The organism is Massilia sp. IC2-477 (assembly GCF_020707265.1).
Taxonomy (GTDB): domain Bacteria; phylum Pseudomonadota; class Gammaproteobacteria; order Burkholderiales; family Burkholderiaceae_D; genus Telluria.
Window position 1 is genome coordinate 430,510 of the sequence record NZ_JAJFEQ010000001.1, and the last position, 14,589, is coordinate 445,098.

The window sequence follows — 14,589 nt, forward strand, 5'->3', positions numbered from 1 at the left end:
TTACTGGTAGCGGATGGTCCAGCGCACCACCAGCGGCTCGCGCATGCTGAAGGCGCCGCTGCTGCAGCGAACGATCGTGTTCATCGCACCGTAAGGCGCGCGATACAGCTCGCTGCCGCCGGTTGGTTGGGCCGTGCAGGAGGACAGGCCGCTCACCTCGAAGGCCTGTACCGCGCCTTCCTTGAAGCGCACGGTATTGCCCTCGACCGTGGCGCCGCTCGAGAACGAGGGGAAGTCCAGGCTCAGCGTCGACACGCTCAGGGGCGCCGTCGGGATGTAGCGGTCGGTGCGGGTGATGGCGCCCGGTTGCAGGGAGTACTCGGTCTCGACGCGGATGCGCGCATCCTTGATCGGCAGGTTCTTGCCCAGCTTCGACAGCGCGTCCTGGCGATACGTGAGCACCTGGCCGGCGCCGCGCGGCGTGACCTGGATATCCTTCATCCACGCGGTCGCAATCAGCTCGCTGCCGTCGGCCAGCGTAAACTTGGGCAGCAGCTGCGTGTTCTGCGGGCCGCTGTCGGCCACGCCGGAGATCACGTTGTGGGCGAAGGGCAGCGGGAAGTAGGGGCTGTTGTCGTGCTGGCTCTGGCCGCCGTTGATGATCGACAGGCTGAACACGTGGCCCTTGTCGCGCCAGATCGCCAGCGCGCGGTCGTATTCGCCGCGTGCGAAGCGGGTCAGGCTGAACTTCGGACGGGTGCGCTCCAGCCATGCGGCCAGGTCCTTGCGCGGCACGACGTCCTTCATGCCGGCCTTGTTCCACATCTCGTTGGTGGCGATCAGCTGGTGCAGCAGCGAAAAATTCTCGCCCAGGATGCGGTGCTTGCCGCGGTAGGTGTCGGTGCGGCGCCCGCCATTCCACATGTCGACCGAATGGATCTCAGGGTTGTACCAGAACTTCATGTAGCGCTCGGCGATGCGGCTCGAGTAGGCGTACGCGTATTCCTTTTCTTCCGGAGTCAGGACGCCCAGGTAGGCCGCGGTCGACAGGATTTCCAGCATCGCGGTCTCGCCATAGGGGCCGAGGCTGCGGCCCATGGTAAAGCCGCTGCCATCGGCAGTGGCGCTGTTCAGGGCCACGTCGGCCGACTTGCGCAGCAGGGCCTTGAGTTCGGGCGTGACTTCGAGACCGGTCTCGATGAAGCGTTCGCAGATCTCGGCGGCGAGCAGGATGCTGTAGCGGTCGAAGCGGCCCTGGCCGTCGGTTTCGTCGCTGAAGCCGAATTCGCCCGAGTAGGCGGCGTAATGCTTCATCATCTTGTCGAGCAGGACTTCGCTGCCGGCCGTGTCTTCCCAGCCCATCAGCATGCGCAGGCGCGCGATGCTGAAAGCGACCCCGTAGTAGTTGGTCGGCAGGCTGATCAGCTCATAGCTCGGCGTGCGCACGAAACTGCGCCAGTCGAGCTTCTTGCGTAGCGCTTCCAGAGTCTGCGGACGCACCGCGCGTTCGAGCAGGCCGGCCTGCTTGAGGCGATGCAGGGCGCCGATGTAGTAATAGATGCCCCAGGACTCGTTGTCCATGCCGATGGTGAGGTCGGCGATGTCGGCATACTCGCGCAGCATGCCGGGCAGGCGCGGATCGTCCTTCGGCAGGTGCAGCAGCACGTCGGCCAGGCCGGTGGCGACTTTCCCGGGCAGGAACTTGTCCTTGGCCTTAAAGGACTCGCGTCCTTCCATCGTCATGCCCGCCTTTTCCTTGCTGAGCTTCTGGAACAGGTATTCGAGCTGCGGGTAGGCCTGCTCGACGCTGCGCTGCAGCGGCGGCGTGACCTGGGCGAAGGCAGGCAGGGCCAGCAGCGATGCTGCAAGCAGGGGAAGAGCGTGACGCATGAAGGATGTCTCCGGTGTTGTTAAACGTTTTCCTAAATATAGGCGAACGCTTCCGGAATGTAAAGTATTGCAGGGCCGGATTTTGTATCAGGCCTGACGCGCCTGGGTAGACGCGCGCAGCACCAGCTGGGGGGCGACCTTGGTCAGTTTCTCGACCTGTTCGCCGCGAATCACTTGCAGCAGCTTGCTCATGGCGGTGGCGCCCATGCGTTCGCTCTGCAGGTCGACCGTGGTGAGCGCCGGCGTCACGTACTTCCCGTAGGGGATGTTGTCGAAGCCGACCACCGACAGGTCGCGCGGAATCGACAGACCGAGATTGGCGGCTTCCTTCATGAAGCCGAGCGCCATCAGGTCGTTATAGCAGATCACCGCGTCGGGACGCTTCGCTTGCAGGACGATGGCCGAGCACATGCGCTCCCCCTCGGCCATCGACGGGGTCTCGCCGTCGAACACGGTGAGCTCGATCCCGCTCCCGTCCAGGCATTCGCGGATGCCGCCGAGGCGCTCCTCGTCGCGGCGCGACTTCGAAAAGCCGAGGTAGGCGATGCGCCGATGGCCGAGCATGCGCAGGTGCTGGGCCAGCAGGAAGGCGCCGCCATGGTCGTCGCTCGCCACGGTCGGAATCGACAGTTCATTGAGCGACCCGAAGAACACGAGCGGTTTGTCGATCTCGGCCATCCAGGCCATCTCGTGCTCGCGCAGGCGCGAGAACACGATCATGCCGTCCACGCGCCGGCTCAGGTCTTCCAGGGTGCGGCGCTCGCGGCTGGGCGTTTCTTCGGTATCGACCAGCACCACCGAATACTCGTGGTCGTGCGCGACCCGGTTGGCGCCTTTCAGGATGCTGCTGAAGTGGGGGTTGGTCACGTCCAGCACCGACAGCCCGATGGTATTGGTGCGCCCGGTGATCATCGACTTGGCCAGCGGATTGGACCGGTAGCCCAGGCTGGCAATCGCCGCATCCAGCGCCGCCTCGACCTTGGGCGAGAAGCGCTGTGCACCGTTGATGTACTTGGACACGGTGGCGGTGGACACCTGGGCGGCTGCGGCGACGTCGCGGATGGTTGGCGCGGAACTTTTCATGATCGGGTAATCGTTATTTGACAGAGCATCTTAACATGCAGCGCCGGGCAGGAAACCAGCCGGCGCCGGGGGAAGATCGAATATCCCGGAGTGCAAAAGCGGCGGGTTCGGCATTGACGCATGCGCGGATTCGGCTATACTTAAGTTAAACGTTTAACTTAACACACTGGAGCACCATCCATGAATGAAGCGACACCGCGCAAGCCCTTCCACCGTCTGCTGCTGACCGGCGCCGGAGGCGGCCTTGGTACCATGCTGCGCGAGCGCATCAAGCCCTGGGCCGACGTCGTCCGCCTCAGCGACGTCAAGGTCATCCCCCCGGCCGACGAGGGCGAAGAAGTGGTGCGCTGCGACCTCGCCGACCGTAACGCCGTGCTCGCGCTGCTCGAAGACGTCGACGCGGTGCTGCACTTCGGCGGCGTTTCGGTCGAGCAGCCGATCGACGACATCGTGCAGGCCAACATCGTGGGCCTGCACCACCTGTACGAAGCCGTCCACAAGCAGGGCGTCAAGCGCGTCATCTACGCCAGTTCCAGCCACGTGGTCGGCTACTACCCGACCACCCAGGTGATCGACGCCAGCGCGCCGCTGCGTCCGGACTGCATCTACGGCGTGTCCAAGTGCTTCGGCGAAGCCCTGTCGCGCTACTACTACGACCGCTTCGGCATCGAGACCGTCTGCCTGCGCATCGGCTCCTCCTTCGAGGAACCGCGCAACGCGCGCATGATGACCACCTTCCTCGCCCACGACGACCTGGTCGAGCTGGTGCGCTGCGCGCTGTTCACGCCGCGCGTCGGCCACACCATCACCTTCGGCGTCTCGGACAACCCGACCCGCTGGTGGGACAACCGCCTGGCCGGCCACCTCGGCTACGAAGCCAAGCGCAGCTCGCGCGAATTCGCCGACCGCTTCCCGCCGAGCGGGGCGCGTCCGCCGGCGGACGACGCCACCGCGACCTACCAGGGCGGCCCGTTCGTGCTGGCCGGTCCGATCTACAAGGACTGAACCACCACCCGCGCCGTGCGCCGCACGGCGCTGCTTTCCACAAGCTTGCGGCGCCTTTCACTTCCATGAAAGGCGCCGCAATTTTTAGAACGTGTGATTTGCGAGAACCGTAGGGTGGGCGGCTTTGCCGCCCACGCGGTCAGCTATCGGTCGCACTGCCGTAACGCATCTGCTTCTTGACCGCGTGGGCGGGAGACCGCCCACCCTACGAAAACCCGTCAACTCAGAATTTGACGTCCAGCTTCACGCTGTAGAAGCGGAACACATCACGCGGCGGCACCCAGCTGTCGACGTTGATGCCCGGCGAGGTCGAGGTCGGGCCGGCGCGGAAGCTCGGGCCGCTCGCGTTCGCGTTCGGGATGTAGAACTTGTCGAACAGGTTGTTGATGCGGAAGCTCAGGCGCCAGCGGTCCTTGTTCTCGCGCAGGCCGAAGCCCAGGTCGGCGATGGTGTAGCCGTCGTTGACCGAACGCGGATCGTTGTTGATGTTGGTCTGGTAGTCGCTCTGGTAGCGCACATTGCCGTTGATGAAGGCGCGGAAGGGCATCGAGGTGAAGCGCAGGTCGTAGTTGCTGCCGATGTTGACCTTGATCTTCGGCGTACCCGGGAAGATCCCGCCCGACAGGTCCTGGATGCCGGTGGTGGAGCCGGCGCGGATCGGGAAGCAGGCGCGGTTCCAGCCGCCCAGCGAACCGCCTTCACCCAGGCCAGTGGTGCCGATTGCCGGGTTGGTGTTGTCCTGGTAGCAGGGACCGTTCTTCCAGTCCTTGATGCTCGGGCGGGTATAGGCCATCGAGGCGTTGACCGACCAGCCGGTGGTGAGCAGCATGTTGGCGTCCAGCTCGAAGCCCTTGGTGCCGATCTCCGGGATCGAGTTCAGCTGGGTGTAGATGGTCGGGTCGTTCGGCAGCACGAACGAGGTGTTCTGCTGGTAGTTCTTGAAGTCGGTCTTGTAGATCACCGCGGCCACCGACATGCGGTTGTCGAACAGGTTGGCCTTGGTGCCGATCTCGAAGGTGCGGCTGGTTTCGGGATCGACCGGGAAGGCCGCCGAGGCGCGCAGGCCACTGGTCACGTCGTAGGCCTTGCCCTTGTGGCCTGTGGCGGTCATGGCGTACACCATCACGTCCGGGGTCAGTTGCTTCTGGATACTCAGCTTGCCCGTGGTGGCCCAGTCCTCGTTGCCGCTGCTCGAGAACACGTCCACGCCGACCGGACCCGGCACGAAGGTAGAGCGATCCAGCTGGTCGGTGTAGAAGTTACGCTCGTAATTGAAACCCGATTCCTCGAGGTTGCGGCGCAGGCCGGCGACCAGGGTCCAGGTGGGCGCGAAGTCCCAGGTGGCTTGGCCGAACACGGCCTTGTTCACGTTGTAGATGTCGGTGTAGTAGTTGGTCGGGCTCGACGGCGAGTTGGCGGCGCAGCGGGTCGGCGCGACGCAGAAGCCGCGGATGAAGTGGCGCTCGATCTCGTTGCGTGCCCACCAGAGGCCAGCCACGTAGCGCAGGCTGCTGTTGTCCGGCGAAACCAGGCGGAATTCCTGGGTCTTGGAGTTGATGTCGTAGGTGCCGAACTGGTTGTTGCCGACGGTGAGCCTGCTTTCGCCGGGACGGGCGATGGTCGGGACGTCGGTGAAGTCCTGGTCGCGCGAGTCGTTGGCCTTGTAGCGCTGGTAGGACGAGATCGACATCAGAGTCGCATCGTTCGGCAGCGTGTACGAGAACTTCAGGCCGGCCCCGTGGGTGCGCGAAGCGATCCCGGTCGGGAAGTCGCGCCGCACCAGGCGGTTGCGCGGATTGGTCGGGTCGATGCCCGCCAGGACGACGGAGGCCGGCAGCAGCGGGTTGCCGTTCATGTAGGCGGTGTTGATGTCGACCGGGACGCGGGTCAGGTTGCCGGCGGCGGCCGAACCGGTGGTGCGGTAGAAGCCATTCACCGCGGTCACGCCGCGGGTGTTCTCCTGCTCGTTATATTGCGGCATGAAGTCGATGTCGAGGTTCCGGATCGGCGTCCAGCTGAACTTCGCCATCATGGTCTTGCCCGAGGAACCGTTGACCTTCTGGCCGTTCGTCAGGTTGGTGAAGTTACCCGGCATGTCGCTCTTGTTGGCGGCGATGCGCATGCCGAAGGTCTCGGTCAGGCGTCCGCCCATCGAGGCCGCCAGGCGGTACTCATGGTCGTTGGTGTAATAGGCGCTACCGCGGTAGGTCATCGGGCCGCTGATCGGCTTGGTGACGATGTTGATCGCACCGGCCACCGCCGACTTGCCGAACAGGGTGCTCTGCGGGCCTTTCAGCACTTCGACGCGGGCCACGTCGGCCAGGTCGCGGAAGGCCTGGAACTGCACCGCGATCGGAATGTCGTCCAGGATCACCGAGACGTCCGATTCGACGCCGATGCCGACCGAGACGGTGCCGATGCCCCGCATGAACAACGCGTTGTTGGCGGCGGTGGTGCCGGAAGCCTGGGTGAGCGAGGGGGTGAGGGCGATGACGTCCTCGATCTCGCGCACGTTGTTACGCTGCAGTTCCTCTTCCGAGAGGACCGAGATCGCCATCGGCACGCTCTCGAGCTTTTCGACGCGCTTGTTGGCGGTGACCACGACCTGCTGCAGCCTGTTCGGATCCGGCTGCGCTTCCGGCGCTTCCTGGGCATAGGCGGGCAGGGCCCATTGTGCGACGGCGACCGCAACCACGGCTGCCAGCGGTTTCACCGCGACGTGAAAACCTTCGATTCTGTTCTTGTTCAACGCTGTCTCCTCGGTTTTTTTAAATGACTAGTTCTTGCTGGCCTTCAGGCGCAGCAGTGCTTCGAGAAAGTAGTAGTCCGCATAGTTGAGCGGGACATCGATTTCCTTCCCGGCCGGCTTGTGGCCGGTGGCGTGCTTGAGCAGGAAGCCGCCGTTTTCGCCCGGCGCCGCCAGGTACTCGGGCGAAGCGAGGCTGCGCAGCTGGGCTTCGGCGAAGCTGCGGTAGCGCTGCGCCAGCTGTTTATCCGAGAACTGGGCCAGGTCCAGCAGGGCCGAGCTGACAATGGCCGCGGCCGACGAATCGCGCGGCGCATTCGGGATCGCGGCGTCGTCGAAGTCCCAGTAGGGCACTTTGTCGGCTGGCAGGCGGGGATGGTTCATGAAGAAGGCGGCGATGTTGTGCGCCTGCTGCAGGTACTCGGGCTTCTTCGTCTCGCGGTACATCATGGTGTAGCCGTACAGGCCCCAGGCCTGGCCGCGCGCCCACGAGGACGCATCGGCATTGCCTTGCACCGTCTGTTTGCCGCGCACGGCGCCCGTTTGCGGGTCGTAGTCGACCAGGTGGTAGCTCGAGTGATCGGGACGGAAGTGGTTCTTGAGCGTGGTGTCGGCGTGGATGACTGCGATCTCGCGGTAGCGCGGCTCTTTCGACGCCTGGGTGGCCCAGCTCAGGAGCTCCAGGTTCATCATGTTGTCGATGATGACAGGGAAGGCCCAGGTGGTGTTCTTCCACAGTTCCCACGACTGGATGCTGCCGACTTTCGGGTTGAAGCGCGTGACCAGGGTGGTAGCGCCGGCCAGCATGGCATCGCGGTAGGCGGGGTTCTTGGTCAGGCGGTAGCCGTTGCCGTAGCTGGCGCCCAGCATGAAGCCGAGATCGTGGTGGGTCTTGTCGAACTTGGCCGGCGCCATGCGTGCGGTGTAGTCCTCGGCCGCCGCGCGCCATTTCTTGTCGCCGGTGGCTTCGAACAGGTACCACAGCGAGCCTGGGAAGAAGCCGGCGGTCCAGTCCTTCACTTCGACGATTTTCACCTGGCCGTTTTCCACGGTGCGCGGGAATCCGGGTTTGGATTGGACGCTTGCCAGCATGCCGCTGTACTGCCTGGCGGCGCTGTCGAGGCTTCGGCTGATCAGCCTGGCGTTCGATTCCTCGGCCGGCGCAGCGCTTGCAGCGGTGGCGAGCAGGAGTCCGCCGACCAGCATGCTCGCGGTACGGACGGCAAAAAAGGCGGGTTGGGTGTGCCGCATGTTGACTGTCTCCAGAATATTTTTTTGTGCTTGAGTAAATCCTAGTGACAGATTGAAGCAAAGTCAACAATTTTAGGAAAACGCTTAACTAGCCTGTTGTGCCGCTGCTTTTCTTCAGGTATCAGGGAGGGGACACGCATCAATCGGCGGAAATGAAGAGACTGCAGGACAATGTGAGAAAACGTTTTGCCAAGGCTTTAGGACTGCTTGGCTGCGAATCGGGGCAGGTTCAAAATCCGCATTGATGCGCTATCACGAGAAGGTGGAAAGCTTGCCAAACGCCTTTGTGAGAGTTTTTGTACACGCGAACGCTTGTCGGCTTCGCCCTGATTCGACGGCAGGCAGGCTTCGCACATGGACAGACGGACAGTGCCGGCAGGCGAGGTCAGGCCTGCGATATAGAGCGCCCTCTGGATAAGCGCGACCAGCCTCGCTAGGCATGAGGGAATCTGTATGAAGGTGGGGCAACAATGGCGCAGCGACACCAATCGCAGCGCCAGGCAAGGCTGGATGATGCTTACTGCCAGACCTTGCCTGCTAATGCATTTGCGCAGGGCCTTAGGATCAGGATATGTAGCACTACTAAGTTTGCTCGGCAGCAGGCACAGGTGGCGTGAGATTTGGTGACTATCTAGCTAAAGCAAGCAGCTAGAATGCTTTCTGTGTGGAAACACAAAACTCTATAATTCGCCACAACTCAAAATGCAGATTCTTCCAGAACACATCCGAGCACACCTAGCTCAGTACCATTCCCACCTCCAGTGCACGTGTCTCCACTGCGGTTACATTGGCCTAATGGGCGTTCATAGCAAAGAACGCCGCTTTAGCAATCGAGCTGCCTGGGCAGTCGGTCTTGCTCTCTTCATCCCTTTTTTTGTGGCCTCACTGTACTTGGGAATGAAGGGCCTTCCTGGACTGTCAAACTGGTGGGCCTTTTTAATCGGAATTATTGCGTGTGGAGTCACCTTCATTCAGAAGACTGTGTTGGCTTGCCCCAACTGCAATAGCGGGATTCCTCTGTAGTTGGTCGGGCCAGGCGAGACGCTTAAGCTAACGGTCTAGCATGCACAAAGCCCGCGACCTTTCGGCGGCGGGCCTCCGCCTATCGCGAATCCATCCCGAAAAGACAAAAGGGCTACAAGCCGAAAGCTTGTAACCCTTTGTTTTACTGCTGAATTCTTGGGGTGGCTGATGGGACTCGAACCCACGACAACAGGAATCACAATCCTGGACTCTACCAACTGAGCTACAGCCACCATTGTCTTGCTTGTGTCTCGCTGTTTCCGAGACAGAACAAGATTATACAAAGCGCTTCCCGAACTGGCAAGTTTAAATGTGCGTCCCCGCCGGGTTCGACAGCGTGGCGCCGAGTGCGACCTCGTGCACGGGCGGGTTTTGCCCCAACAGGCTGGCAAAAGCGGCCGACAGGGCGGTGCCGCTGGCGCTGGTGAATCCGGTCAGGTGCGCCGCTTCAGCGCCGGCACGCAGCAGGCTAGATGCCTCGAGCAGCCGCGCCAGCTGGCGCGCCACGGCGTCGCCCGTGTCGATCAGCGTCACCTTGGCGTCCGTATGCCGGCGAATGACCTGCTCGATCGACGCCTGCACCAGCGGATAGTGGGTGCAGCCCAGCACCAGCGTATCGGCGCCCTGCACCAGCAGTGGGGCGATGTAACGCTCCAGCATGGCGCTAAGTGCCGGGGCGCCGGGCTCGCCGAATTCGATCTGGTCCGCCAGGCCCACGCAGGGCTGCAGCAGGAAACGCGCGCCTGTCGTCTCGACGATCTGGTCACGCAACAGCAGGAATTTTTCGCCAGCGAGGGTGCGCTCGGTGGCCAACACGCCGACCGTGCCGTTGCGGGTGCTCGCCGCGCCCGGTTTCAGGCCAGGCTCCACGCCGACGATCGGCATGTCGGGATAGTGCTCGCGCAGGATGCGTACGGCGGCGACGGTGGCTGTATTGCATGCGACGACCAGCGCCTTGACGCCGCGCCCCACCAGGAAGGCGGCAATAGCGAGAACGCGGTCGATGACGACGTCTTCTGGTTTATCGCCATACGGGGCAAAGCCGGAGTCGGCGAAGTAGAGGAGGTGTTCGTTCGGCAGCTGCGCCTGGATATGGCGCAGCACCGAGAGGCCGCCGACGCCCGAGTCGAAAATGCCGACGGGAGCGTCATATTGGTTGGTAGGAGATACCATAGCGGCGCAAAGATAGTTGGACGCGCGGTCGGCAGAGCCGACCACCCTACGTTAGAGCGCGTTGACCGGGATGCCTTTCAGCGACTCGATCTTGGCCGACCATTCCTTCGGACCGGTGTTGTGCACCGAGGTACCGGTCGAATCGACGGCCACGGTGACCGGCATGTCGGTCACTTCGAACTCGTAGATCGCTTCCATGCCCAGGTCTTCGAAGCCGACCACCTTGGCCGACTTGATCGCCTTCGAGACCAGGTAGGCCGAGCCGCCGACCGCCATCAGGTAGGCCGACTTGTGCTTCTGGATCGCTTCGATCGCGGTCGGGCCGCGCTCGGCCTTGCCGATCATCGAGATCAGGCCGGTTTTATCGAGCATCATCTCGGTGAACTTGTCCATGCGGGTCGCGGTGGTCGGGCCTGCCGGGCCGACGACTTCGCTGCCCACCGGGTCGACCGGGCCGACGTAATAGATCACGCGGTTGGTGAAGTCCACCGGCAGCTGCTCGCCCTTGGCCAGCATGTCCTGGATGCGCTTGTGCGCGGCGTCGCGGCCGGTCAGCATCTTGCCGTTCAGCAGCAGGGTCTGGCCCGGCTTCCACGACGCGACTTCTTCCTTGGTCAGGGTGTTCAGGTCGACGCGCTTGGATTTTTCGGTGTCGGGCATCCACTGCACGTCCGGCCAGGTCGACAGCGCCGGCGGTTCGATGTAGGCCGGGCCCGAGCCGTCCAGCACGAAGTGGGCGTGGCGGGTAGCGGCGCAGTTCGGGATCATCGCCACTGGCTTGGAAGCCGCGTGGGTCGGGTACATGTTGATCTTCACGTCCAGCACGGTGGTGAGACCGCCCAGGCCCTGGGCGCCGATGCCCAGTGCGTTGATCTTGTCGCACAGTTCGATACGCAGCTCTTCCAGCTTCGTCGAGGGGCCGCGCTGCTTCAGCTCGTACATGTCGATGTCTTCCATCAGCGACTCTTTCGCCATCAGCATCGCCTTCTCGGCGGTGCCGCCGATGCCGATGCCCAGCATGCCCGGCGGGCACCAGCCGGCGCCCATCAGCGGCACGGTCTTGATGACCCAGTCGACCAGCGAGTCGGACGGGTTGAGCATGACGAACTTGGTCTTGTTCTCCGAGCCACCGCCCTTGGCCGCCAGCTTGACGTCGACGGTGTCGCCCTCGACCAGTTCCATGTGGACCACGGCCGGGGTGTTGTCCTTGGTGTTCTTGCGCTCGAAGTGCGGGTCGGCCACGATCGAGGCGCGCAGCTTGTTGTCCTCGAACGCGTAGGCACGGCGCACGCCTTCGTTGACAGCGTCGGTCACGGTGCCGGTGAAGCCTTCGAAGCGCACGCCCATGCCGACCTTCAGGAACACGTTGACGATGCCGGTGTCCTGGCAGATCGGACGCTTGCCCTCGGCGCACATGCGCGAGTTGGTCAGGATCTGGGCGATGGCGTCCTTCGCGGCCGGGCTTTGCTCGGTCTCATACGCGCGCGCCAGGTGCTGGATATAGTCGGCCGGGTGGTAGTAGCTGATGTACTGGAGGGCTGCCGCGACCGATTCGATGAGGTCGCTTTGGGTGATGACGGTTGCCATAATTTTCTCGTTCGGGAGGAATTAATGTTTCGTATGCGTGGTCATGACAATGCGGTCGGTGTAGGCGATGGCCATGGCCGACAGCAAGAAAGCACAGTGGATGATGGTCTGGAACAGCAGGGTCTTCTCGTTGTACGCCGCCGCGTTGATGAAGGTCTTGAGCAGGTGGATCGACGAGATGCCGATGATTGCCATCGCCAGCTTGGTTTTGAGTACCGAGGCGTTCACGTGGGACAGCCATTCGGGCTGGTCCGGGTGGCCTTCGAGGTGCATGCGCGACACGAAGGTCTCGTAGCCGCCGACGATCACCATGATCAGCAGATTCGAGATCATCACCACGTCGATCAGGCCGAGCACCACCAGCATGATGGTGGTCTCGGTCAGCTTGACCGGGCGGGCCGCGCCGGGCACGGTGACGGCGTCCAGGATGTGGGCGAGCGAAGCGGCGTTGCCCATTGCGGCGCCGATCAGGTCCTTGAGCTCGACCCAGAAATGGAAGACGTAGACGCACTGCGCCAGGATCAGGCCGAGGTAGAGCGGCAGCTGCAGCCAGCGGCTGGCAAAGATCAGGCTATTGAGTGGGGTGAGCTTCTTTGCTTCGTTCGGGGGAATTAACTGCGCCATCGAGATGCTGACTCCTGGAAAGCTGGACAAATACAGCCGAGCATTCTACACCCGCCGGCGCGTCCTTGCGGCGTACTTCTCCGGTTTGCATGCAAGGTTGGTAGCAAGGTTGGTAGAATGGCACTCCAGCCGCGGGCGGGCCAAGAAACCCCATGTAAGGGCTCAGTAAGCGAGCGCCCCTAAGGTGTCCGGTAAAACTTATTACTACGACTATGGAGACTAGTATGGCCGAGAACGAGAGCAATCAAGAATTCACGCTGCAGGAGAACCGCGTGTTCCCGCCGCCGGCCGAGTTCGCCGGCACGGCTGCGATTTCCGGCATGGAAGCCTACGACAAGCTGTGCGCCGAGGCGGCCAGCGACTACGAGGGCTTCTGGGCTAGACTGGCCCGTGAAAATATCGACTGGCACAAACCGTTTACCTCCACCCTCGACGAATCCAACGCGCCTTTCTACAAATGGTTCGCCGATGGCCAGCTGAACGCGTCGTACAACAGCCTCGACCGCAACCTCACGAACGGCAACGCGGACAAGACCGCGATCATCTTCGAAGCGGACGACGGCAGCGTCACCCGCGTCACCTACCGCGAACTCCACGAGCGCGTCTGCAAATTTGCCAACGGCCTCAAGTCGCGCGGCATCAAGAAGGGCGACCGCGTCATCATCTACATGTCGATGTCGGTCGAAGGCATCGCCGCGATGCAGGCCTGCGCCCGCATCGGCGCCACCCATTCGGTGGTGTTCGGCGGCTTCTCGGCCAAGTCGCTGCAGGAACGCATCATCGACGCCGGCGCCGTGGCCGTCATCACCGCCGACGAACAGCGCCGCGGCGGCAAGTCGCTGCCCCTGAAAGCCATCGTCGACGAGGCGCTGGCGATGGGCGGCTGCGACAGCATCCGCGACGTCATCATCTACAAGCGCACCGGTGGCGACATCGCTTACCAGCAGGGCCGCGACATCTGGCTGCACGAGCTGGTCGACAGCCAGCCGGCCGAGTGCGAGCCGGAATGGGTCGATGCCGAGCACCCGCTGTTCATCCTCTACACCTCGGGCTCGACCGGCACGCCGAAGGGCGTCCAGCACTCGACCGGCGGCTACCTGCTGTGGGCCGCGCTGACGATGAAGTGGACCTTCGACATCAAGCCGACCGACGTGTTCTGGTGCACGGCCGACATCGGCTGGGTCACCGGCCACACCTATATCACCTACGGTCCGACCGCCGTCGGCGCCACGCAGATCGTGTTCGAAGGCGTGCCGACCTATCCGCACGCCGGGCGCTTCTGGGAAACCATCGCCAAGCACAAGGTCTCGATTTTCTACACGGCGCCGACCGCGATCCGTTCGCTCATCAAGGCCTCGGACGTGGACGAAAAGGTACACCCGAAGAACTTCGACCTGTCGAGCCTGCGCCTGCTGGGTTCGGTCGGCGAGCCGATCAATCCGGAAGCCTGGATGTGGTACTACAAGAACGTCGGCCAGGAGCGCTGCCCGATCGTCGACACCTTCTGGCAGACCGAGACCGGCGGCCACATGATCACCCCGCTGCCGGGCGCGACCCCGCTGGTGCCAGGCTCGTGCACGCTGCCGCTGCCGGGCATCATGACCGCGATCGTGGACGAATCCGGCGCCGACGTGCCGAACGGGCAGGGCGGCATCCTGGTCGTGAAGCGTCCATGGCCGTCGATGATCCGCACCATCTGGAACAATCCGGACCGCTTCCGCACCAGCTACTTCCCGGAGGAACTGGGCGGCAAGTACTACCTGGCCGGCGACGGCGCGATCCGCAACAAGGACACGGGGTACTTCACCATCACGGGCCGCATCGACGACGTGCTGAACGTGTCGGGCCACCGCATGGGCACGATGGAAATCGAGTCGGCGCTGGTGGCGCACCCGATGGTGGCGGAAGCGGCGGTGGTGGGTAAGCCAGACGACACCACCGGCGAAGCGATCTGCGCCTTCGTGGTGCTCAAGCAGGCCCGGCCAAGCGGCGAAGACGCCAAGAAATTGGCAACCGAGCTGCGCAATTGGGTTGGCAAGGAGATCGGCCCGATCGCCAAGCCGAAGGAGATCCGCTTCGGCGACAACCTGCCGAAGACCCGCTCCGGCAAGATCATGCGCCGCCTGCTGCGCGTGCTGGCCAAGGGCGAAAACATCACCCAGGACGTCTCGACCCTGGAAAATCCGGCTATCCTGGATCAGTTGAAAGAAACGGCCTGAGCCGGCGGGCGCTTGACGTCCGATACTGACAACGCCGCCCCGTGACAA

9 protein-coding genes and 1 tRNA gene are annotated in these 14,589 nt (G+C 63.2%); 2 read left to right on the forward strand and 8 right to left on the reverse strand.

The genetic code is table 11. The features are described from left to right. Together LK542_RS01910 and LK542_RS01915 are read right to left on the reverse strand one after the other, a co-directional pair. Positions 1–1,830 (reverse strand): hypothetical protein, encoded by a 1,830-nt coding sequence (locus LK542_RS01910; RefSeq protein WP_227810586.1) that lies wholly within the window; start codon positions 1,828–1,830, stop codon positions 1–3. An 87-nt stretch (positions 1,831–1,917) separates the two neighbouring features. Beyond that, positions 1,918–2,913, reverse strand: a complete 996-nt coding sequence (locus tag LK542_RS01915) for a LacI family DNA-binding transcriptional regulator (protein ID WP_227810587.1) — start codon at positions 2,911–2,913, stop codon at positions 1,918–1,920. 180 nt (positions 2,914–3,093) lie between these two features. Here LK542_RS01915 and LK542_RS01920 point away from each other — a divergent pair, with 180 nt between their 5' ends. Next, positions 3,094–3,918, forward strand: coding sequence for an NAD(P)-dependent oxidoreductase (locus LK542_RS01920; protein ID WP_227810588.1), 825 nt, complete (start codon positions 3,094–3,096; stop codon positions 3,916–3,918). Positions 3,919–4,141: 223 nt separating this feature from the next. Here the strand turns inward: LK542_RS01920 and LK542_RS01925 are convergent, their stop codons facing one another. The 6 genes from LK542_RS01925 to LK542_RS01950 form a co-directional block, all read right to left on the reverse strand. Further along, complete coding sequence (locus tag LK542_RS01925) at positions 4,142–6,667, reverse strand: TonB-dependent receptor (protein WP_227810589.1); 2,526 nt, start codon at positions 6,665–6,667, stop codon at positions 4,142–4,144. A gap of 27 nt (positions 6,668–6,694) precedes the next feature. Further along, positions 6,695–7,915 (reverse strand): glycoside hydrolase family 88 protein, encoded by a 1,221-nt coding sequence (locus tag LK542_RS01930; RefSeq protein ID WP_227810590.1) that lies wholly within the window; start codon positions 7,913–7,915, stop codon positions 6,695–6,697. Between the two features lie 1,180 nt (positions 7,916–9,095). Next, positions 9,096–9,171, reverse strand: a tRNA-His gene (locus tag LK542_RS01935). A 73-nt stretch (positions 9,172–9,244) separates the two neighbouring features. After that, positions 9,245–10,111, reverse strand: coding sequence for a glutamate racemase (murI, locus tag LK542_RS01940; RefSeq protein WP_227810591.1), 867 nt, complete (start codon positions 10,109–10,111; stop codon positions 9,245–9,247). Positions 10,112–10,162: 51 nt separating this feature from the next. Further along, positions 10,163–11,698 (reverse strand): fumarate hydratase, encoded by a 1,536-nt coding sequence (locus LK542_RS01945; RefSeq protein ID WP_227810592.1) that lies wholly within the window; start codon positions 11,696–11,698, stop codon positions 10,163–10,165. A gap of 21 nt (positions 11,699–11,719) precedes the next feature. Further along, complete coding sequence (locus LK542_RS01950) at positions 11,720–12,322, reverse strand: TIGR00645 family protein (RefSeq protein WP_227810593.1); 603 nt, start codon at positions 12,320–12,322, stop codon at positions 11,720–11,722. Positions 12,323–12,546: 224 nt separating this feature from the next. Here LK542_RS01950 and acs point away from each other — a divergent pair, with 224 nt between their 5' ends. After that, positions 12,547–14,541 carry an acetate--CoA ligase gene (acs, locus tag LK542_RS01955; protein WP_227810594.1) on the forward strand — a complete coding sequence of 665 codons (1,995 nt, stop codon included), beginning with the start codon at positions 12,547–12,549 and terminating at the stop codon, positions 14,539–14,541. The last annotated feature ends 48 nt before the right edge of the window (positions 14,542–14,589 follow it).